Source organism: Pseudomonas sp. RtIB026 (assembly GCF_016861355.2).
Lineage (GTDB): Bacteria > Pseudomonadota > Gammaproteobacteria > Pseudomonadales > Pseudomonadaceae > Aquipseudomonas > Aquipseudomonas peradeniyensis.
On record NZ_AP023348.2, the window covers coordinates 1,517,645 to 1,539,261 of the forward strand.

The 21,617-nt window shown below is 61.0% G+C and carries 15 protein-coding genes, 3 tRNA genes and 3 rRNA genes; 16 read left to right on the forward strand and 5 right to left on the reverse strand.

Annotated features, from left to right (window positions below; all coding sequences use genetic code 11):
• Nucleotides 1-250: 250 nt before the first annotated feature.
• The 10 genes from PRtIB026_RS06855 (at nt 251) to PRtIB026_RS06900 (ending at nt 11,779) form a co-directional block, all read left to right on the forward strand.
• Complete coding sequence (locus PRtIB026_RS06855; protein WP_203646634.1) at nt 251-1,276, forward strand: IS110 family transposase; 1,026 nt, start codon at nt 251-253, stop codon at nt 1,274-1,276.
• An 857-nt stretch (nt 1,277-2,133) separates the two neighbouring features.
• Nucleotides 2,134-3,670 (forward strand): 16S ribosomal RNA (locus tag PRtIB026_RS06860).
• A 79-nt stretch (nt 3,671-3,749) separates the two neighbouring features.
• A tRNA-Ile gene (locus PRtIB026_RS06865) sits at nt 3,750-3,826 on the forward strand.
• Nucleotides 3,827-3,859: 33 nt separating this feature from the next.
• Nucleotides 3,860-3,935, forward strand: a tRNA-Ala gene (locus PRtIB026_RS06870).
• A 241-nt stretch (nt 3,936-4,176) separates the two neighbouring features.
• Nucleotides 4,177-7,070: ribosomal RNA gene (locus tag PRtIB026_RS06875) — 23S ribosomal RNA — on the forward strand.
• A 136-nt stretch (nt 7,071-7,206) separates the two neighbouring features.
• A 5S ribosomal RNA gene (gene rrf / locus PRtIB026_RS06880) occupies nt 7,207-7,322 on the forward strand.
• Together the 16S, 23S and 5S rRNA genes with 2 tRNA genes alongside form the textbook arrangement of a ribosomal RNA operon.
• A gap of 321 nt (nt 7,323-7,643) precedes the next feature.
• Entirely contained in the window at nt 7,644-8,303 is a 660-nt protein-coding gene (locus PRtIB026_RS06885) for a paraquat-inducible protein A (protein ID WP_203648056.1), read from the forward strand.
• Nucleotides 8,290-8,913: a paraquat-inducible protein A gene (locus PRtIB026_RS06890; protein WP_186714227.1), complete on the forward strand. Its 624-nt coding sequence runs from the start codon at nt 8,290-8,292 to the stop codon at nt 8,911-8,913. Before PRtIB026_RS06885 ends, PRtIB026_RS06890 begins: the two co-directional genes overlap by 14 nt.
• Nucleotides 8,906-11,206 (forward strand): PqiB family protein, encoded by a 2,301-nt coding sequence (locus PRtIB026_RS06895; protein WP_203648055.1) that lies wholly within the window; start codon nt 8,906-8,908, stop codon nt 11,204-11,206. The genes PRtIB026_RS06890 and PRtIB026_RS06895 overlap by 8 nt, the downstream gene beginning before the upstream one ends.
• A 57-nt stretch (nt 11,207-11,263) precedes the next feature.
• Nucleotides 11,264-11,779, forward strand: a complete 516-nt coding sequence (locus PRtIB026_RS06900; protein ID WP_203648054.1) for a histidine phosphatase family protein — start codon at nt 11,264-11,266, stop codon at nt 11,777-11,779.
• On the opposite strand, the gene PRtIB026_RS06905 is transcribed toward PRtIB026_RS06900, so the two are convergent.
• The gene (locus PRtIB026_RS06905) at nt 11,776-12,732 is read right to left on the reverse strand and encodes an arsenic resistance protein (protein ID WP_203648053.1); all 957 of its coding nucleotides are present in this window, start codon (nt 12,730-12,732) and stop codon (nt 11,776-11,778) included. The genes PRtIB026_RS06900 and PRtIB026_RS06905 overlap by 4 nt on opposite strands.
• A gap of 75 nt (nt 12,733-12,807) precedes the next feature.
• Between PRtIB026_RS06905 and PRtIB026_RS06910 the strand changes: the two genes are divergently transcribed.
• Nucleotides 12,808-13,515, forward strand: a complete 708-nt coding sequence (locus PRtIB026_RS06910) for an SDR family NAD(P)-dependent oxidoreductase (protein ID WP_232857380.1) — start codon at nt 12,808-12,810, stop codon at nt 13,513-13,515.
• Between the two features lie 70 nt (nt 13,516-13,585).
• Here the strand turns inward: PRtIB026_RS06910 and PRtIB026_RS06915 are convergent, their stop codons facing one another.
• Nucleotides 13,586-14,755: a hypothetical protein gene (locus PRtIB026_RS06915; RefSeq protein ID WP_203648052.1), complete on the reverse strand. Its 1,170-nt coding sequence runs from the start codon at nt 14,753-14,755 to the stop codon at nt 13,586-13,588.
• A gap of 66 nt (nt 14,756-14,821) precedes the next feature.
• Here PRtIB026_RS06915 and PRtIB026_RS06920 point away from each other — a divergent pair, with 66 nt between their 5' ends.
• Nucleotides 14,822-15,406 carry a YcbK family protein gene (locus PRtIB026_RS06920; RefSeq protein ID WP_203648051.1) on the forward strand — a complete coding sequence of 195 codons (585 nt, stop codon included), beginning with the start codon at nt 14,822-14,824 and terminating at the stop codon, nt 15,404-15,406.
• On the opposite strand, the gene PRtIB026_RS06925 is transcribed toward PRtIB026_RS06920, so the two are convergent.
• Nucleotides 15,346-16,251: a LysR substrate-binding domain-containing protein gene (locus PRtIB026_RS06925; RefSeq protein WP_267813732.1), complete on the reverse strand. Its 906-nt coding sequence runs from the start codon at nt 16,249-16,251 to the stop codon at nt 15,346-15,348. The genes PRtIB026_RS06920 and PRtIB026_RS06925 overlap by 61 nt on opposite strands.
• A 244-nt stretch (nt 16,252-16,495) precedes the next feature.
• Here PRtIB026_RS06925 and PRtIB026_RS06930 point away from each other — a divergent pair, with 244 nt between their 5' ends.
• Nucleotides 16,496-17,110, forward strand: coding sequence for a LysE family translocator (locus tag PRtIB026_RS06930; protein WP_203648050.1), 615 nt, complete (start codon nt 16,496-16,498; stop codon nt 17,108-17,110).
• 54 nt (nt 17,111-17,164) lie between these two features.
• Here the strand turns inward: PRtIB026_RS06930 and PRtIB026_RS06935 are convergent.
• Nucleotides 17,165-17,241: transfer RNA gene (locus PRtIB026_RS06935), tRNA-Met, on the reverse strand.
• Nucleotides 17,242-17,337: 96 nt separating this feature from the next.
• Entirely contained in the window at nt 17,338-18,270 is a 933-nt protein-coding gene (locus PRtIB026_RS06940) for a FecR family protein (RefSeq protein WP_244670932.1), read from the reverse strand.
• A 191-nt stretch (nt 18,271-18,461) separates the two neighbouring features.
• On the opposite strand from PRtIB026_RS06940, the gene PRtIB026_RS06945 reads away from it, so the two are divergent.
• The 3 genes from PRtIB026_RS06945 (at nt 18,462) to PRtIB026_RS06955 (ending at nt 21,343) form a co-directional block, all read left to right on the forward strand.
• Entirely contained in the window at nt 18,462-19,676 is a 1,215-nt protein-coding gene (locus tag PRtIB026_RS06945; RefSeq protein ID WP_186734724.1) for an MFS transporter, read from the forward strand.
• A gap of 237 nt (nt 19,677-19,913) precedes the next feature.
• The gene (locus PRtIB026_RS06950; RefSeq protein ID WP_186734725.1) at nt 19,914-20,057 is read left to right on the forward strand and encodes a hypothetical protein; all 144 of its coding nucleotides are present in this window, start codon (nt 19,914-19,916) and stop codon (nt 20,055-20,057) included.
• A gap of 125 nt (nt 20,058-20,182) precedes the next feature.
• Entirely contained in the window at nt 20,183-21,343 is a 1,161-nt protein-coding gene (locus PRtIB026_RS06955; protein ID WP_203648049.1) for an MFS transporter, read from the forward strand.
• Nucleotides 21,344-21,617: the final 274 nt, after the last annotated feature.

Genomic DNA, 21,617 nt, shown 5'->3' on the forward strand with positions numbered 1-21,617 from the left:
GGCACAAGGCCGCTCCTACATCTGTTTCGGGCCAGTCAATCCTGTTCCATTTCTTGGTACGCCTTGTGGGTACGACGCGGTTTCAGCGTGGGCACCACTGCCGCCTCACCTGTCTCAAGACATGCTCCAAGGCTGACAACCATGGCCTGACAGGTTCGGCACGTTGCAACAAATAATGAAATGGCTACCCCCGCCCCACCCTGTGTCAGCCCTCTAAGCTTTCACAGGGTGCCTATCGGAGTGCAACGCCATGAACACTGTCGCCATCATCGCCATCGACCTGGGAAAGTTGAGCTTCCATGTACACGCTCAGGATGATCGGGGTCATGAGCTCTATCACCGCAGGTTCAACCGTGAGTCACTCATCCGCCACCTTGCCAATCTTGCGCCCTGTACGGTGGCGATGGAGGCCTGTGGTGGCTCTCATTTCATGGCGCGAGAGGTGACGAGACAGGGTCATACGCCCAAACTTATTCCCGCACAGTTCGTTCGCCCCTACGTGAAAAGCAACAAGAATGACTTTGCCGATGCTGCCGCTATCGGTGAGGCGGCAACCCGCGATCAGATGCGCTTCGTGCCTCCCAAAACCGAGGCCCAGCAGGCGCTGGCGATGCTCAATTCACTGCGCGACAGCTTCATCAGAGACCGTACTGCCACCATGAACCGCATCCACGCTTATTTGCTCGAGGTGGGGGTCAGTTTGGCACCCACCTTCAAGGCGGTCCGGGAGCTCCCCATTCTGCTGGACGACAGTACCTTCTCACCGTTGATCAAGAAGCTGTTGCTGGACCTACATGCCCACTTCCGCTATCTCGATGATCGGATCAAGGCTCTAGACAAGGAAGTGCATAGCCAGGCCGTTAGCGATGATCTTGCTTCCCGTTTGATGTCGATACCTTGTATTGGCCCGATCACCGCTACCGCCCTGGCTGCGGAATTGGGTGATGGTAAGCAGTTCCGCTGTGGGCGAAATTATTCAGCCTCCATAGGCCTGGTTCCCAGGCAGCACACGACAGGCGGCAAACCTTGCCTGGGGCGAATCAGCAAGCGGGGCGACGGCAATCAGCGACGACTGCTGATCCAGTGCGCGAGGGTCTATCTGATTGGGCTGGAGCGCAAAACCGGCAAGCTGGCGGACTGGGTACGTGGCTTGCTACGTGTTCACCACCCCAACCTGGTGGTGTGCGCTATCGCCAACAAACTGGCCCGAATCGCCTGGGCCATCACGGCACACCACAGCGAATTTGATGCAGGGTCAAGCGCCATGAACGCTTGACCCTGCAGACACACGAGTAACAACCCACCTGGTTTTGCGATGCTGCACACAGATGACGTGAACGGTATACCGGCCTGGCGATCAACCTGAGCTCCTACTCGGCTTCAGAAGCCGAACAAATATCTAGGCTCGTCGGGCGCGATTTTCATCGAGGCGCGGGACCAACCTCCCACACGACGCCGTATAGATTGACGCAAACCAAACTCACGCACATCTCAGTACAGTATTGCAGAAATGGGGGTAACCATAGATGTAGGAGCGGCCTTGTGCCGCGATGCGCCGCGCGGGCGGCGCTCGATCTGATAGGCGCTGCAAGGCTCTCGGCGAACACTTGGTGGCCCCGGCATGGTCTTTCCCCCCCGATATTTCACTTTAATGAAATTAACGGTTGACGCTCTCTCAGATCCCCTTATAATGCGCCCCACTTCCAGCGACATCGGAACAAAAAACTCCTTGAATATCAAAGAGTTGATTGTTGAAGAGGGTGGCGGAGGTGCTTCGGTCTCACGATCGGCAGCGGTGAAAAAGGCAGTTGACAGCAGGTTGTAACGCTGTATGATTCGCCTCCCGCTACGAGAGATCGCAGCGAGTCAAGTATTTGAAGTGAAACGAAAAACTTCAAAATAAACGCTTGACACGAAATGAGGAAAGCGTAGAATGCGCGCCTCGGTTGAGACGAAAGGCTCTTAACCAAACGCTCTTTAACAAATTGAATCAAGCAATTCGTGTGGGTGCTTGTGAGTATGGACTGATAGTCGCCAAGATTATCAGCATCACAAGTGGCCATGCGAGAAATCACATAGTCATTTGAGATTGCTGAGCCAAGTTTAGGGTTTCTTAAAAACCCAAGCAGTATTGAACTGAAGAGTTTGATCATGGCTCAGATTGAACGCTGGCGGCAGGCCTAACACATGCAAGTCGAGCGGATGACGGGAGCTTGCTCCTTGATTCAGCGGCGGACGGGTGAGTAATGCCTAGGAATCTGCCTGGTAGTGGGGGACAACGTTTCGAAAGGAACGCTAATACCGCATACGTCCTACGGGAGAAAGCAGGGGACCTTCGGGCCTTGCGCTATCAGATGAGCCTAGGTCGGATTAGCTAGTAGGTGAGGTAATGGCTCACCTAGGCGACGATCCGTAACTGGTCTGAGAGGATGATCAGTCACACTGGAACTGAGACACGGTCCAGACTCCTACGGGAGGCAGCAGTGGGGAATATTGGACAATGGGCGAAAGCCTGATCCAGCCATGCCGCGTGTGTGAAGAAGGTCTTCGGATTGTAAAGCACTTTAAGTTGGGAGGAAGGGTTGTACGTTAATACCGTGCAATTTTGACGTTACCGACAGAATAAGCACCGGCTAACTCTGTGCCAGCAGCCGCGGTAATACAGAGGGTGCAAGCGTTAATCGGAATTACTGGGCGTAAAGCGCGCGTAGGTGGTTTGTTAAGTTGGATGTGAAAGCCCCGGGCTCAACCTGGGAACTGCATCCAAAACTGGCAAGCTAGAGTACGGTAGAGGGTGGTGGAATTTCCTGTGTAGCGGTGAAATGCGTAGATATAGGAAGGAACACCAGTGGCGAAGGCGACCACCTGGACTGATACTGACACTGAGGTGCGAAAGCGTGGGGAGCAAACAGGATTAGATACCCTGGTAGTCCACGCCGTAAACGATGTCAACTAGCCGTTGGAATCCTTGAGATTTTAGTGGCGCAGCTAACGCATTAAGTTGACCGCCTGGGGAGTACGGCCGCAAGGTTAAAACTCAAATGAATTGACGGGGGCCCGCACAAGCGGTGGAGCATGTGGTTTAATTCGAAGCAACGCGAAGAACCTTACCAGGCCTTGACATGCAGAGAACTTTCCAGAGATGGATTGGTGCCTTCGGGAACTCTGACACAGGTGCTGCATGGCTGTCGTCAGCTCGTGTCGTGAGATGTTGGGTTAAGTCCCGTAACGAGCGCAACCCTTGTCCTTAGTTACCAGCACGTAATGGTGGGCACTCTAAGGAGACTGCCGGTGACAAACCGGAGGAAGGTGGGGATGACGTCAAGTCATCATGGCCCTTACGGCCTGGGCTACACACGTGCTACAATGGTCGGTACAGAGGGTTGCCAAGCCGCGAGGTGGAGCTAATCTCACAAAACCGATCGTAGTCCGGATCGCAGTCTGCAACTCGACTGCGTGAAGTCGGAATCGCTAGTAATCGCAAATCAGAATGTTGCGGTGAATACGTTCCCGGGCCTTGTACACACCGCCCGTCACACCATGGGAGTGGGTTGCACCAGAAGTAGCTAGTCTAACCTTCGGGAGGACGGTTACCACGGTGTGATTCATGACTGGGGTGAAGTCGTAACAAGGTAGCCGTAGGGGAACCTGCGGCTGGATCACCTCCTTAATCGAAGACATCAGCCTGCTGATGAGCTCCCACACGAATTGCTTGATTCATGATGTAAAGACGATGCGACCTGTTATATAGGTCTGTAGCTCAGTTGGTTAGAGCGCACCCCTGATAAGGGTGAGGTCGGCAGTTCAAATCTGCCCAGACCTACCATTTATTGGTACTACCTGGTTCGGCTGGTCAAATGGGGCCATAGCTCAGCTGGGAGAGCGCCTGCCTTGCACGCAGGAGGTCAGCGGTTCGATCCCGCTTGGCTCCACCACTCTTCAGGTTTCGCACTGCTCAGAACTTAGAAATGAACATTCGTTGATGAATGTTGATTTCTGACTTTTGTCAGATCGTTCTTTAAAAATTCGGATATGTGATAGAAATAGACTGATTACCAGTTTCACTGCTGGTGGATCAGGCTAAGGTAAAATTTGTGAGTTCTGCTCGAAAGAGCGACGTGCGAATTTTCGGCGAATGTCGTCTTCACAGTATAACCAGATTGCTTGGGGTTATATGGTCAAGTGAAGAAGCGCATACGGTGGATGCCTTGGCAGTCAGAGGCGATGAAAGACGTGGTAGCCTGCGATAAGCTTTGGGGAGTCGGCAAACAGACTGTGATCCAGAGATCTCTGAATGGGGGAACCCAGCCAGCATAAGCTGGTTATCTTGTACTGAATACATAGGTGCAAGAGGCGAACCAGGGGAACTGAAACATCTAAGTACCCTGAGGAAAAGAAATCAACCGAGATTCCCTTAGTAGTGGCGAGCGAACGGGGACCAGCCCTTAAGCTGGTTTGAGATTAGTGGAACGCTCTGGAAAGTGCGGCCATAGTGGGTGATAGCCCCGTACACGAAAATCTCTTGCCAGTGAAATCGAGTAGGACGGAGCACGAGAAACTTTGTCTGAACATGGGGGGACCATCCTCCAAGGCTAAATACTACTGACTGACCGATAGTGAACCAGTACCGTGAGGGAAAGGCGAAAAGAACCCCGGAGAGGGGAGTGAAATAGAACCTGAAACCGTATGCGTACAAGCAGTGGGAGCCTACTTTGTTAGGTGACTGCGTACCTTTTGTATAATGGGTCAGCGACTTATATTCAGTGGCGAGCTTAACCGAATAGGGGAGGCGTAGCGAAAGCGAGTCTTAATAGGGCGCTTTAGTCGCTGGGTATAGACCCGAAACCGGGCGATCTATCCATGGGCAGGTTGAAGGTTAGGTAACACTGACTGGAGGACCGAACCGACTACCGTTGAAAAGTTAGCGGATGACCTGTGGATCGGAGTGAAAGGCTAATCAAGCTCGGAGATAGCTGGTTCTCCTCGAAAGCTATTTAGGTAGCGCCTCATGTATCACTGTAGGGGGTAGAGCACTGTTTCGGCTAGGGGGTCATCCCGACTTACCAAACCGATGCAAACTCCGAATACCTACAAGTGCCGAGCATGGGAGACACACGGCGGGTGCTAACGTCCGTCGTGAAAAGGGAAACAACCCAGACCGTCAGCTAAGGTCCCAAAGTCATGGTTAAGTGGGAAACGATGTGGGAAGGCTTAGACAGCTAGGAGGTTGGCTTAGAAGCAGCCACCCTTTAAAGAAAGCGTAATAGCTCACTAGTCGAGTCGGCCTGCGCGGAAGATGTAACGGGGCTCAAACCATGCACCGAAGCTACGGGTATCATCTTATGATGATGCGGTAGAGGAGCGTTCTGTAAGCCTGTGAAGGTGAGTTGAGAAGCTTGCTGGAGGTATCAGAAGTGCGAATGCTGACATGAGTAACGACAATGCGAGTGAAAAACTCGCACGCCGAAAGACCAAGGTTTCCTGCGCAACGTTAATCGACGCAGGGTTAGTCGGTCCCTAAGGCGAGGCTGAAAAGCGTAGTCGATGGAAAACAGGTTAATATTCCTGTACTTCCAGTTATTGCGATGGAGGGACGGAGAAGGCTAGGCCAGCTTGGCGTTGGTTGTCCAAGTTTAAGGTGGTAGGCTGAGATCTTAGGCAAATCCGGGATCTCAAGGCCGAGAGCTGATGACGAGTGCTCTTTAGAGCGCGAAGTGGTTGATGCCATGCTTCCAAGAAAAGCTCCTAAGCTTCAGATAACTGGGAACCGTACCCCAAACCGACACAGGTGGTTAGGTAGAGAATACCAAGGCGCTTGAGAGAACTCGGGTGAAGGAACTAGGCAAAATGGCACCGTAACTTCGGGAGAAGGTGCGCCGGTGAGGGTGAAGCACTTGCTGCGTAAGCCCACGCCGGTCGAAGATACCAGGCCGCTGCGACTGTTTATTAAAAACACAGCACTCTGCAAACACGAAAGTGGACGTATAGGGTGTGACGCCTGCCCGGTGCCGGAAGGTTAATTGATGGGGTTAGCGCAAGCGAAGCTCTTGATCGAAGCCCCGGTAAACGGCGGCCGTAACTATAACGGTCCTAAGGTAGCGAAATTCCTTGTCGGGTAAGTTCCGACCTGCACGAATGGCGTAACGATGGCGGCGCTGTCTCCACCCGAGACTCAGTGAAATTGAAATCGCTGTGAAGATGCAGTGTATCCGCGGCTAGACGGAAAGACCCCGTGAACCTTTACTATAGCTTTGCACTGGACTTTGAGCTTGCTTGTGTAGGATAGGTGGGAGGCTTTGAAGTGGGGACGCCAGTTCTCATGGAGCCATCCTTGAAATACCACCCTGGCAACCTTGAGGTTCTAACTCAGGTCCGTTATCCGGATCGAGGACAGTGTATGGTGGGTAGTTTGACTGGGGCGGTCTCCTCCCAAAGAGTAACGGAGGAGTACGAAGGTGCGCTCAGACCGGTCGGAAATCGGTCGTAGAGTATAAAGGCAAAAGCGCGCTTGACTGCGAGACACACACGTCGAGCAGGTACGAAAGTAGGTCTTAGTGATCCGGTGGTTCTGTATGGAAGGGCCATCGCTCAACGGATAAAAGGTACTCCGGGGATAACAGGCTGATACCGCCCAAGAGTTCATATCGACGGCGGTGTTTGGCACCTCGATGTCGGCTCATCACATCCTGGGGCTGAAGCCGGTCCCAAGGGTATGGCTGTTCGCCATTTAAAGTGGTACGCGAGCTGGGTTTAGAACGTCGTGAGACAGTTCGGTCCCTATCTGCCGTGGACGTTTGAGATTTGAGAGGGGCTGCTCCTAGTACGAGAGGACCGGAGTGGACGAACCTCTGGTGTTCCGGTTGTCACGCCAGTGGCATTGCCGGGTAGCTATGTTCGGAAGAGATAACCGCTGAAAGCATCTAAGCGGGAAACTTGCCTCAAGATGAGATCTCACTGGAGCCTTGAGCTCCCTGAAGGGCCGTCGAAGACTACGACGTTGATAGGTTGGGTGTGTAAGCGCTGTGAGGCGTTGAGCTAACCAATACTAATTGCCCGTGAGGCTTGACCATATAACACCCAAGCAATTTGCGCCGAGGCCAAATTGTGGTGGTGAAGACGAAAGAACCGAAAGTTCGCGACAAACCACAAATATCGCATATCCGAATTGGCTGGAGTATCCATCTGGATGTTCTGGCAACAGAATTTCTTGACGACTATAGAGCATTGGAACCACCTGATCCCATCCCGAACTCAGCAGTGAAACGATGCATCGCCGATGGTAGTGTGGGGTTTCCCCATGTGAGAGTAGGTCATCGTCAAGATTCATTTCGCAAAACCCCTATCTGCGCGAGCAGGTAGGGGTTTTGTCTTTTCCGCGTTCCCAAATAAACACAGTCTCCCCCTGTAGGAGCGGCCTTGCGCCGCGAAAGGGCCGCAACGCGGCCCCGGCGATATCAGCGTGATGCACAAACCCCGGGGCCGCTACGCAGCCCTTTCGCGGCACAAGGCCGCTCCTACAGGGAGGGCGATTCGCTTGCGGAAAATGTGACCCGGCTACCGATACAGTTCCTCATAATGGCCATCTCCCACAATTCGAGTCGGAACACTAGAATAGAGCCGACGCATCCATTCAGAATGCCTTTATGCCCAACCCTGTCGATCCCGAAGCGCTCGCGCAGATGCCGCTGGACGAACTCGTGGCCTGCCACGAGTGCGACCTGCTGATGCGCAAGACCACGCTGCAAAATGACGAGAAGGCCCAGTGCCCGCGCTGCGGCTACGAGCTGTATGCCCATCGCCACAACCTGATCAACCGCAGCCTGGCCCTGGTCCTGACCGCGTTGCTGCTGTACGTGCCGGCCAACTTCCTGCCGATCATGCAGTTGCACCTGCTCGGCCAGACCTCCGACGACACCGTCTGGAGCGGTGTGCTTGGTCTGTACAACTCAGAGATGCGCGGCATCGCCGTGGTGGTGTTCCTGTGCAGCATGGCCATCCCCTTGCTCAAGCTGCTTTGCCAGCTGATGGTGCTGCTGAGCATCCGCCTGGATATCGGCCGCAGCTACGGCCTGCTGATCTATCGTATCTATCACCACCTGCGTGAGTGGGGCATGCTCGAGGTCTACTTCATGGGCGTGCTGGTGGCCATCGTCAAGCTGGTCGACCTGGCTGAACTGAGTATCGGCCTGGGCCTGTTCTGCTTCATCAGCCTGTTGCTGGTGCAGGTATGGCTCGAGGTGGTCATGTCGCCGCACCAGATCTGGGTGGCCTTGTCGGGGGAGGATGTCCATGCGGGCGATTGATGCAGGCATCCTGGTCTGCAACGAATGTCACGAGCTCAATCGCCAGGAGCCGGACAGCACCTCGCAGACCTGCACCCGCTGCGGCGCGGTGGTGCATGCCCGGCGCCCGAACAGCATCGTGCGCACCTGGGCGCTGCTGATCACGGCGATGGTGCTCTACATCCCGGCCAACGTGCTGCCGATCATGACTGTCAGCGCGCTCGGCCAGGGCAGTCCGGACACCATCATGTCCGGCGTCATCACCTTGATGAAGCATGGCATGCTGCCGATCGCCGCGGTGGTGTTCATCGCCAGCATCCTGGTGCCGACCTTCAAGCTGGTCGGCATCGCCCTGCTGCTGTACTCGGTGCAGCGCCACCAGCCGCTCTCGGCGCGCCAGCGCATCCTGATGTACCGCTTCATCGAATTCATCGGCCGCTGGTCGATGCTGGACATCTTCGTCATCGCCATCCTGGTGGCGGTGGTGAATTTCGGCCGCATCGCCAGTGTCGAAGCCAATCTGGGCGCCGTCGCCTTCGCCACCGTGGTGATCCTGACAATGCTCGCCGCTTTAACTTTCGATCCCCGACTGATCTGGGACAACACGGAGTCGGATGACGACCATGAGTGATTTGCCTACGGCTAAAACCCGCCCCGCTTCGAACTGGTCGGCTATCTGGATCCTGCCGTTGATTGCCTTGGCGATTGGCGGCTGGCTGGCCTGGAAGGCCTACAGCGATGCCGGTATCGAGATCCAGGTGCGCTTCGAGAGTGGCGAGGGCATCGTCGCCAACAAGACCGAGGTCATCTACAAGGGCATGTCGGTGGGCAAGGTCGTCGCCCTGGTGCTGGATGACAAGGGGGAAAACCGCGGGGTGGTCGCCACCATCGAGATGCGCAAGGAGGCAGGGCCGCACCTGACCAAGGGCACGCGATTCTGGCTGGTGAAGCCAAGCGTCAGCCTGGCGGGCATTACGGGACTGGAGACGCTGGTGTCGGGTAACTACATCGCCGTCGATCCGGGGGAGGGCGAGCAGACCAAGCGTTTCACCGCGCTCAAGGAGGCCCCGCCGCTGTCCGATAGCGAGCCGGGTTTGCATCTTGTCCTCAAGGCCGAGCGCCTGGGCTCGCTCAATCGTGACAGCCCGGTGTTCTACAAGCAGATCCAGGTGGGCCGGGTGAAGAGCTATCGCCTTTCCGAGGACCAGGGCACGGTGGAGATCAAGGTGTTCATCGCCCCGGCCTACGCCAGCCTGGTGCGCAAGCACACGCGGTTCTGGAACGCCAGCGGGGTCAGCATCGACGCCGACCTGTCCGGGGTCAAGGTGCGTACCGAGTCGCTGTCGAGCATCGTCGCCGGCGGTATCGCCTTTGCCACGCCGGAAAACCGCAAGGACAGCCCGCCCACCGATCCGAGCCTGCCGTTCCGCCTGTACGAAGACTTCGACGCCGCCCAGGCCGGCATCCGGGTCAAGGTCAAGCTCAGTGACTTCGAGGGGCTGCAGAAGGGCCGCACGCCGGTGCTGTACAAAGGTATCCAGGTGGGAACGCTGAAGGAACTGAAAGTCGAAGGCGACCTCTCCACTGCCATGGCCGAGCTGACCCTCGATCCGCTGGCCGAAGACTACCTGGTCGAAGGCACCCAGTTCTGGGTGGTCAAGCCGTCCATTTCGCTTGCCGGCATCACCGGCCTCGAGGCGTTGGTGAAGGGCAACTACATTGCCGTACGCCCGGGTGAGCCAGGTGCCAAGCCGCTGCGCGAGTTCGAGGCGCGCCCTAAGGCGCCGCCGCTGGACCTCAAGGCGCCAGGCCGGCACATGGTGCTGTTCGCCGATACTCTGGGCTCGCTGGAAGTGGGCAGCCCGGTGATGTATCGCCAGGTGCGCGTGGGTAGCGTGCAGAGCTACCAGTTCGCCCGCAACAGCAAGCGCATCCTGATCGGGGTGCACATCGAGAAGGAATACGAGAACCTGGTCAACGGCTCCTCGCGCTTCTGGAATGCCAGTGGCATCACCCTGACCGGCGGCCTCTCGGGGATCCAGGTCAAGAGCGAGTCGTTGCAGACGCTGATGGCCGGTGGCATCGCCTTCGATACGCCGAAACCGGATGTGCCGCTCAAGCGCCGCATTCCGCGTTTCCGCCTGCATGAAAGCCAGGATGCGGCCAACCGTGCCGGTACCCTGGTCACCATCCGCGTGGAGCGCGCCGAGGGCCTGAAACCGGGCACGCCAATCCGCTTCCGTGGGCTGGATGTGGGCAGTGTCGAGAGTGTCGACCTGACCGCCGACCTGCAGGCCGTGGTGCTGCGTGCACGGATCACCCAGGCGGCCGAGCGCATCGCCCGTGCCGGCACCCAGTTCTGGGTGGTCAAGCCAGCCTTGGGCCTGGTGCGTACCCAGAACCTCGACACGCTGATCGGCGGCCAGTACCTGGAGGTGCTGCCGGCGCTCAAGGACAAGGGGCCGCAGCGTGACTTCATCGCCCTGAGCGATGCGCCGGAAGTAAAAGGCGAGGAGGTCGGCCTGCCGCTGACCCTGAGCGCGGCGCGCCGTGGCTCGATCAAGCCGGGCGTGCCGGTGACCTACCGCGAGGTCACGGTCGGCAGGGTCACCGGCTTCGAGCTGGGCCAGACCGCCGACCGGGTACTTATCCACATCCTGATCGAGCCGCGTTACGCCGGGTTGGTGCGCGGCGGCAGCCGCTTCTGGAACAGCAGCGGCTTCGGCTTCGACTGGGGCCTGTTCAAGGGCGCCACGGTGCGCACCGAGTCGGTGGAGACCCTGATCGAGGGTGGGATCGCCTTCGCCACGCCGGATGGCGAGCAGATGGGCAACCCGGCGCGGCCGCAGCAGACCTTCGCCTTGTTCGACAAGGCCGAGGATGCCTGGCTGGAGTGGGCACCGAAGATCCAGATCGGCAAGTGATGCATGCCGGGCCGCCTGCCTGGGTGGCCCTGCTGTGCGGGAGGGCGCAGGCCAGCCATGAAACCCATCCACCTCACCCTGGTCTGCCACGCCCGCACCGAGGCGCAGCGGGTGGGCCGCTTCGCGTTCGATGACGAGCCGCTGCGTGATCCTGTGGCGCTTCTATCGACAACCGCCCAGTGCCTCACTGCGCCGGAGCTGCGTGCCCGACAGACGGCCGAGGGCCTGAGCGCGACTGTCGATGAGGGACTGCGCGACTGCGATCTGGGCAAGTGGAAGGGGCTGCCCCTCAAGCAGCTGGACGAAGACGCCCTCCAGGCCTGGCTGTCCGACCCGCATGCCACGCCGCATGGCGGTGAGTCGATCGCCGCCTTGTGCGAGCGCGTCGCCATCTGGATGGACAGCGCCCTGTTGCCTGGCCAGTGGCTCGCCATCACCCATCCCTTTGTCATCCGCGCGGCGATGCTGCATGCGTTGGCTGCGCCCCTGGCGTCCTTCCAGCGGATCGATGTGCCGCCCCTGGCCGAGGTGCGCTTCAGCCATTGCGGCCAGTGGCGCTTGCAACTGGCTTAACGGCGAATCAACGCCGGTACGGCGCGGATGTAGATCAACTCGCTGACCAGCTCCACCAAGGTCTGGGTAATCACCGCCGCCGCCGCCAGCGCCCGGATCGGCTCCGGCAACGCCAGCGCCAACGGCAGCACCACCAGCGAATTGCGCGTGGCGGCACTGAAAGTCACCGCCCGGGCCTCGCCTGTGGATAACCGCAACAGCCGCGCCGCGAGCAATCCGAGCAGCGGTGCCAGCAGGGCGAAGCCGGCATACACCGGCAGCACCGGCAGCAGGTCGTCGAGACGGGTGGCCACCACGCCGATCTGCGAAGCGATCACCACCACCAGTACCAATGCCATGGCCGGCACCGGCAGCCAGGCCCAGGCATCGTTCCACTTCGCGACCAGGGTCGAGCGCCGCGCCCCGGCGCTGCTGGCGACAGCCAGCAACAGCGGCAGAACGATCAACAGCACGAACGCCTCGATAAAGGGCACCAGCGAGATTTCCACGCTACCGGCGCCTTCGAGCATCAGCGCCAGGTACAAGGGCAGCAGCGCCAGTTGCACCAGCAGCAGCACCGGCGTGGCGGCAAGGGTCAGGCGCGAGTCACCTTTACCGATATGGGTGAACACCACCACGTAGTCGATGCAGGGCGTCAGCAGCACCAGCAAGGCGCCGACCAGCACGGCGGGGTGCTCGACCAGGCCACGAGTGCCGGCCCACACCAACAGCGGCACCAGCACGAAGTTGGCCAGCAGCAGCGCGCCCATGAAACGCCGCTTGCCCAGGCCCGCGCGCAGGTCGAGGAAAGGGATCTGCAGGAACATCGCGTACATCAGCACGGCGATGGCCGGGGTCACCAGCGCCGCCAGTGGGGCGGCGGCGCCCGGTGCCAGCAGGCCGAGGGCGGCGGCCAGCGCCACGGCGACAAAATAGAAGGGGATCTGGTTGCGTTCGAGTTGATCTCTGTCCACGGTGTCCTGGCATTTCCGACTGATTTGCTGGGTTGGGCAGGGTACTATCTGGCGCAGTCCATAGGGAGTGATTCGATGCGAATTCTAGTGGTCGGTGCGAGCAAGGGATTGGGACGGGCGCTGGTACAGGGCCTGGGTGGCGTAGGCGATACGCTGGTCGGTGTATCGCGCACCCGGCCGGCGGCGTTGCCGGGCGCGGTACGCTGGATCGAGGCCGACCTCGGCCAGCCGCGCCAGGCCGCCGCGATCATCCACGAGGCGGTGTCCGGGGACGGGCTGGATGTGCTGGTCTACAACGTCGGGATCTGGGAGGCGGGGGCCTTTGACGAGGGCTACAGCTTCCTCGACGACGACGAGGCGCAGATCGAGCGCATGGTCGACACCAACATCACCGCGCCGCTGCTGTTGATCAAGCGCCTGCTGCCGGTACTGCTGCAAAGCCCCCGGCCACGGATCATTCTTACCGGTTCGACCTCGGGCCTGCCTGGTAGCGGGCGGCCAGAGGTGACTTTTGGCGCCAGCAAGTTCGGCCTGCGCGGCATTGCCGAGGCGCTGCGCGAAGGCTTCCGCGACCAGGGCCTGGGCGTGAGTTGCCTGAACCTCGGCTACCTGAACACCGAGGACGGCCTGGATGTGCCGCTGGCCCAGGCCGAGCGACGCGGGGAGGGCGCGCTGATCCCTGTGCACGATGTGGTGCAGGTGTGCCGGATGATGCTGAGCCTGTCATCTTCCAGCTACGTGCGTGACATCACCCTGCCGGCGTTGCGCGACGAGCGCTTCTAACCGCGTTTGACGCCAAAGGGGCGCAGTCGCCCCTTTGGCCCAGGCTACCTGGAGCGATCGACTGGGCGGCTCAAAGCGCCCGGTCGGTCTCGTTGGTCTCCAAGGGCTTGCGCAGATCGCGCAGGCTCCGCGTCACCGCCCCGGTATTGCACTTGGCCGCCGCCTGTTCCGGCGTCATGTCGCGGATGGTGCGGTAGAACAGCTCGCAGGTCTGCTTCTTCTGGGTCACCTGCCACTTGCTGGTGCAGGCCTGCAGGGTGAGCTTGGCATCGGCCTGCGGGTTGCGGCCCATGCCGGCCTGCCAGCAGGCGGCGGAGAGGTCCTGGCCCATCATCTTCAGGCCCGCGGCGTCGGCCTTGTCCTGGTCGCCGTCGTAGCTTTTCGGGTCGGCGGCGTACCAGATCGCGCTCGGATGGTTGGCGCCGAGCACGGGCACCTTGGCGCTGTCCGGCTCCGGCGCGATGCTGACCAGCCCCAGCACGTTGACCTTCGGCCCGTACTGCTGCTGGATCCACGCCCGCACCGGCGCGCCGAAGGCGACCATCGGCAAGGCGGTCTTGCCGTCGTGGGTGAGGGCCACTTCCTTGACCATCCGCACCTGGTAATCGTTGAAGTAGCTGTACACCCCTTCCAGGTCCTTGCCCGCGCTGGCCGGCGCGGCGATCGGGGCGATATCGACGATGGTCTGGTAGGCCGGGGTCTGGGCGGCCTCGACGCCGTTGAAGGTCAGAAGCTCTGCCCAGCGGTCGGTGGTGTTGGACTTCAGGTAGTCTTGATAGCGGGTCAGCGAGTAGTCCGGCGGGAAGTGCAGCAGCTCGACGCTGCGGCGGTTCTCCAGGGCCATTCCCAGGGGCAGGAACAGGTACCAGCTGTAGTCCCAGCCGCCTTTCTGGTTGAGGCGGGTGGCGCCCTGGTAGGCCAGTTCGCCGCTGTCGAGCAGCTTGCGCAAGGGTTCGGTATAGCTGGCCGGCACGCCGGTGATGCTGGCGTGCAACTTGTCGTTGTCGCGGTTCACCGTGACCTTGGCGTTGGCGTAGCCATCGCGCTGCACGCTCTGGGTGAGGTAGTGCTCGACAGTCTTCTCGAGTGTCCAGTCGCGGTAGCAGATCACGTTGCAGTTGTTGGGGTAGGCGAACAACCGGGTGACCCGTTGGGCGTCGCCCAGGTCGATCTGCGCGTCGGCCATGGCCAGGCCGCTGAAGGCGAGGGCGGCCAGGCCCGATACAGCAATCTTGTGCATGCTTAACTCCTTGTCAGTGGCCGCCAGGACGGCGGGCGCGCCCATGGTGGACGAAGAGGTGGGGGAATGAAAAGCGCCAGGACATGGCTATTGGCTAGCGCGTTGATCGGGCTCGGTGCAGTCCAGGCCGATGAGCGTGATGTGTGGATGTTCGCCCAATGGGCCGGGGATCACGAGAACCGCAGGTTTCGTGAAATGCTGGTGGACGCCCGGCTGTATGGCGTGGTGCCGATCCATCAGTTGCTGCGCTCGGCCTCGGACTGGCGCCAGTGCAAGGCCTCGCCCTTCGCGGTGGCGCCAGCGAGCCATTGGCCGGCGGTGCGTTCGACGCTGGCCTTGATCCAGACCCTCGACCGGCAGGGCTTCCTGCGTCAGTTCGAAGTGGTGTCGGCCTACCGCGATCCCCGGCTCAATGCCTGTGCCGGCGGCGCGCCGAGCAGTGCGCACATGCGCGCCTTCGCCGTCGACTTGCTGCTGCCGCGTGGGGTCGACCCGAGCCCGCTGTGCCGCTTCTGGCAGCAGCACGGCCAGGCCTGGAACATGGGGCTGGGCCGTTACCCTTCGGGGCGCATCCATATCGACACGGCCGGCTATCGCACCTGGGGCGGTGACGGCAGGGCCGGTTCGTCGTTCTGCAGCAAGCCCAGGTGAGCCAGGCAGGCCCGGCACTCGTCGCCGACCCACTGCGCGAAACACTGGCGCTTGCTGCCGTCATCCAGTGGCTGCGGGCTGAGCAGGTGGTAGCCGGAGCCATCGCGCAGGAAGCCGTACGGCGCCTGTAGCTGAGCGTTGTCCAGTTCGTCACGGACCATCAGCGCCGAGGCGATGGCCATTCCCATGCCCGCGCTGGCGGCCTGGATCGACAGGTAGAAGTGCTCGAAGTCGCTGCGCGCCGTTTGCCGGAAGTCCTGGCCGCTCAGGCGCAGCCAGGTGGCCCAGGCGTCGGGGCGGGTGGCGCTGTGCAGCAGGCGCTGGCCCTTGAAGCCCGGCGTGGCGACCGGGCCGATCCATTCATCGCAGATCTTCAGGCTGTGCAGCTGGCGGTCCCAGTGGAAGTCATCGCGGCGCAGGGCCAGGTCGATGCCGCCGCGGGCGAAATCCACCGGCCCGCCGGCCGCCACCAAGTGCAGTTGCAGGTCGGGGTGCCGGGCATGGAAGCGCGGCAGGCGCGGAATCAGCCAGCGCATGGCGATGGTTGGCTCGCAGGACACCACCAGCACGTTGTCGTGGGCTTGCTGGTGCAGACGCTGTACGGCGCCCTCCAGTTGCTCGAAGATCGCCTGGGTGGTGGCCTGCAGGTCGCGTCCGGCGCGGGTGAGGAAGATGGCCCGGTTGCGCCGTTCGAACAGTTCCACGCCGAGGCTTTCCTCGAGCAGGCGCACCTGGCGGCTGACGGCGCCGTGGGTGACGTGCAGGTGCTCGGCAGCGCGCACGAAGCTTTCGGTGCGGGCGGCGATGTCGAAGTAGCGAAAGGCGGTGAGGGGGGGCAGTTTCATGACGTTGTTGTCCTTGCCGGCCATTTCGCGGGTAAACCCGCTCCCACAGGTTTATCACCGATCTTGACCTTCATGCCGAGCCTGTGGGAGCGGGGTTTACCCGCGAAGAGGCCAGTACAGCCTCAGAATATCTGTGAAATTAACTAGCGTATTTGCCTCACTATAAATCGATTTTTAGCAATTGATGCTGCCTCGATAATCACGGCACAAGTGAATTTTCATCGCCTATCGAGGATACCTGTTCGTGAACGAACTCATCGCCGTCGCCCTCTTCACCCTCCTGGCCGTCATCAGCCCCGGCGCCGACTTCGCCATGGTCACCCGCAGCAGTTATGCACAGGGCCGCAAGGCCGGTCTCGCGGCAGCGGTGGGCATCGCGCTGGGCGTGCAGGTGCATGTGCTGTACACCGTGCTCGGCATCGCCGTGATCATCAGCCAGAGCCCGACCCTGTTCCTGGCCATGAAGGTGGTGGGGGCGGGCTACCTGGTGTACCTGGGCTACAAGTCGCTGACCAATACCACGCGTATAAGCCTCGACGGCCTGGCGCACAGCGAGACAAATGTGGCGAGCGCCTTGCGCACGGGCTTTCTGACCAACGCGCTCAACCCCAAGACCATGCTCTTCGTGGTCAGTGCCTACACCCAGGTGGTGCAGCCCGGCAGCCCGCTGGCGCTGGACTTCGCCTATGGCGCGTTCATGTCGTTCGCCCATTGGGTGTGGTTCAGCCTGGTGGCGGTGTTCTTTTCCAACCACTTGCTGCGTCGGGCGATGATCGAGCGGCAGGTGGTGGTCGACCGGGTCATCGGCGTGGCGTTGATCAGCCTGGGGCTGGCCGTGGTGGTGGCAGGCGTGAAGTAGCTTTTTCGCAGGCAAAGAAAAAGGGCTTATCTTTCGATAAGCCCTTTTAAAAGGTGGTGGCTACACAGGGACTTGAACCCCGGACCCCAGCATTATGAATGCTATGCTCTAACCAACTGAGCTATGTAGCCAACTTGGCGCGCATTATTAGCTCGAATCGCGATCCTGTCAACAACGTTTTTAAAAAAAATTGCCAACCTTTCAAAAACTTAGCCGGGAAGGGCGCATCAGCGCACGATCAACCAGTGGCCGAGCAGGTTGTGCAGGCGCAGTTGCTGGTCGGCGGCCAGGCGCTCGAGGCTCTGCGCCGGGTGGTCGAGGTCGAAATCACCGCTGACCCGCTGGTAGGCGGCCTGCTCGTTCAGCAGCCAGACGCGCTGGCCACGGTAATCGGCCAGGCGCTCCAGCACCTCGCTCAACGGCAGGTTCCTGGCCTTCAATTGGCCGCTGCGCCAGGCATCGGCCAATTTGGCATCGATCTTCTCGACCGAGTTGATGCGGCTTTCGCTGAACGTCACCCGTTCGCCGGCATTGACCAGGCGTTGGTCGCCACCCTGCAACACCGCAGCCTTGCCGCCGAACACCACCAGTTCGTCGTGGTCGGCATGGCGGGCGATCTGCAGGCGGGTGCCGAACACCTGGATCCGGGTGTCATCGACCTGCACCTCCATGGCCCGGCCATCGAGCATCACCTCCAGGTAGACCTGGCCCTGCACCAGCTGCAGCTGGCGGGTGCGCCCACGCAGGTCGACATTCATCGCGCTGGCGCTGTCCAGGTGCAGGGTCGAGCCATCGGCCAGGCGCACGCTGCGGCGCTCGCCGCTGTTGGTATGCAGTTCGCTGCCCAGGCGCTGCATCACGGGCCAGTAGAGCCAGGCCAGGGCGCCCACCAGCAGCAGGAACAGCAGCCCCAGGCACAGCCCGGCCCGGCTGCGACGAACCTTGGCGATGCGTGGTCGCGGGCGTGCCGCCGGCACCTGCAATTGCTGCCAGTAGGCTTCGAGCTGGGCATAGGCCCTTGCATTGAGCGGGTCCTGGCACCAGCTGGCGAATGCCTGGCGCAGGGCCTCGTCGCAGCCGGGTTGGCGCAGGCGCGAGAACCACTCCAGGGCTTCCTGCTCGGGGTCGGGCGTGGGCTGCAAGGCGGGCATCGGGCTCATGGGATCGGTCTGCTCGCAGGAGGAGGGCGGTTTTGCCCAGCGTTTACAGGGAAGAGGAGAAGGATGCTAATTATATTGAGAATTATTTACAAGTACGTGTCGGATGGAAGGCCCGGCAAAATAAAAAGGTAGCTTCGTATCTATTTGTTTCACGATAATCGGATCCCAATCCGCGGACGGACATCCAGCCCATGGCCATCAGCAGTACCACGACTTCAAGCGCCAGCAGCCCGGCAAACCAGGCCTCGCCGCTGGTGATGCGCATCATCGGTTTCTGTGCCCTGGCGCACCTGATCAACGACCTGATCCAGTCGGTGCTGCCGGCGATCTACCCGATGCTCAAGGCCAACTACAACCTGAGCTTCGCCCAGATCGGCCTGATCACCCTGACCTTCCAGATCACCGCCTCGCTGCTGCAGCCGTGGGTGGGCTTTTTCACCGACAAGCGGCCCACGCCGAACCTGCTGCCGCTGGGCACGGTGTGCACCCTGGTGGGCATCGTGATGCTGGCTTTCGTCGGCAGCTTCCCGATGATCCTGCTGGCCTCGGCGCTGGTGGGCATCGGCTCGTCGACCTTCCACCCCGAGACCTCGCGCATCGCCCGGCTGGCTTCCGGTGGGCGCTTCGGCCTGGCGCAGTCGAGCTTCCAGGTTGGCGGCAACGCCGGCTCCGCCCTCGGCCCGCTGCTGGCGGCGGCGATCGTGATTCCCTTCGGCCAGACCCATGTCGCCTGGTTCGGCGTGGCCGGGCTGTTCTTCTTCGCCGTGACCCTGATGCTGCGCCGCTGGTACAAGGAGCACCTCAACCAGGCCAAGGCGCGCAAGGCGGTGCAGGCCACCCACGGCATCTCGCGCCAGCGGGTGATCCTGGCGCTGGTGGTGCTGGGCCTGTTGGTGTTCTCCAAGTACTTCTATATGTCCAGCTTCACCAGCTACTTCACCTTCTACCTGATCGAGAAGTTCCAGCTGTCGGTGGCCAGCTCCCAATTGCACCTGTTCCTGTTCCTCGGCGCGGTGGCGGCGGGCACCTTCTTCGGCGGGCCGATCGGTGACCGCATCGGGCGCAAGGCGGTGATCTGGTTCTCGATCCTCGGGGTGGCGCCGTTCACCCTGGCGCTGCCGTATGCCGACCTGTTCTGGACCACCGTGCTCAGCGTGGTGATCGGCTTCGTCCTGGCGTCGGCGTTCTCGGCCATCGTGGTGTATGCCCAGGAACTGGTGCCGGGCAATGTCGGGATGATCGCCGGGATCTTCTTCGGGCTGATGTTCGGCTTCGGTGGCATCGGCGCGGCGCTGCTGGGGTATGTGGCTGATCTGCGTGGGATCGAGTATGTGTATGGGGTTTGCTCGTTCCTGCCGTTGTTTGGGTTGCTGGCGGTGTTCCTGCCGTCCACTGGAAAACGTTGAAAGTCGGCCATGCGCACTCTTTGTAGGAGCGGCCTTGCCGAGGCGTCGGACCGGCCGGAAAGGGCTGCGAAGCGGCCCCGGCAATCTTTGGTTAAACGCGACAATCCAGGGGCTGCTTCGCAGCCCTTTCGCGGCACAAGGCCGCTCCTACAGGGAAGTGCATCAAGGTCGACGATTGACGATTTGGATCCGCATGGCCTAGAGTGCCGCCTCCTCAATCCCTGCGTAGTTCACGTGATGCGCCGTACCGATGTGACCCGCCCGCACCGCCAGCCTGTCGCCCCGACAGCGCGCCGCGCGTGGCCGAGCGACACGGTGCTCAAGCGTCGACGCAGCGTGCTGTTCGCCTTCACCTTCTCGCCACACCTTGCCCTGAACTGATCCGCGCCCCTGCCTCCCGCGCCATTGCGGCGTGACTGCGGGCGCCTGCGTTCGAATATCTTTCAGCGGATTTTCCAGTCGGCCAGGGCCAGAGCCCCTGCTCACCGGCTTGCAAGGAGTGGTACATGAACATGCGTTTGCTGGTGGGCCTGTTGTTCGCCGTGTCGGTGGTCGGTTTCAGCCTCGGGGCGAGCCTGCCACTGGTGTCGTTGCGTTTGCACGAGGCGGGGGCGGGGACACTGGAGATCGGCATCATCTCGGCGATCCCGGCCGCGGGCATGATGCTCTCGGCCTTTATGGTCGACACCTGCTGCCGGCACCTGACCCGGCGCGTCATCTACCTGCTCAGCTTCAGCCTGTGCACCCTGAGCATCGCCCTGCTGGAATGGGCCTTCGACTCGATGCTGTGGCTGGCGCTGCTGCGCCTAGGGCTCGGCATCGGCATGGGCATCGCGATCATCCTCGGCGAATCGTGGGTCAACGAGCTGTGTCCGGAGCACAACCGCGGCAAGATCATGGCCCTGTACGCCACCAGCTTCACCGGCTTCCAGGTGCTCGGCCCGGCACTGCTGGCGCTGCTCGGCGCCGACAGCCCATGGCTGACCGGCGTGGTCACCGTCTGCTACGGCCTGGCGCTGCTGTGCATCCTGTTCACCGTGCCCAACGACCATGTCGAGCATGGCGACGAAGGCGAGAAGAGCTTCGGCCTGGCCGGCTTCTTCCGCGTGGCCCCGGCGCTGTGCGTGGCGGTGCTGTTTTTCTCGTTCTTCGATGCGGTGGTGCTGTCATTGCTGCCGGTGTACGCCAGCAGCCACGGTTTTGCCGTAGGCGTGGCGGCGCTGATGGTGACCGTGGTGTTCGCCGGCGACATGATCTTCCAGCTGCCGCTGGGCTGGCTCGCCGACCGGGTCGAGCGCACCGGGCTGCACCTGGTGTGCGGACTGGTGGCGATGAGTATCGGTATCGCCTTGCCCTGGCTGCTGCAGATGACCTGGCTGCTGTGGCCGCTGCTGGTGGTGCTCGGGGCGGTGGCCGGGGGCATCTACACCCTGGCGCTGGTGTTGATCGGACAGCGTTTCAGGGGGCAGGACCTGGTGACCGCCAACGCCAGTGTCGGCCTGCTGTGGGGTGTCGGCAGCCTGGTCGGGCCGCTGGTCAGCGGCGCGGCGATGGACGTGGCGCCCCATGGCTTGCCCATGGCGTTGGCGCTGATGGCGGGGTTGTTCGTGTGTTTCGCACGGCAGGCGTACCGTCGGGCGGGCAGGCTGCAGGCAGCGGTGGACTGAGCGGCCGGGCGGTCCGCTGGTTGGCAGGCGTGGTGCTGGTGGGCTTTGCCCGCTCCCACACGGATCGCGCCAGATTCTAGAAATTGAGCAAGACAGTTGCTCCCACAAGTACAGCGCTCGATTCAGCGTTTGCGCGATCCTGTGGGAGCGGGTTTACCCGCGAAGGGCTGCAAAGCAGCCCCAACCAAGAGCGATGAAGCGCTAACTGACAGGCATTACGCCATGGGCCTTCTTTATATAGGCAACCCACACTTTATTGCAGGCATAAAAAAAC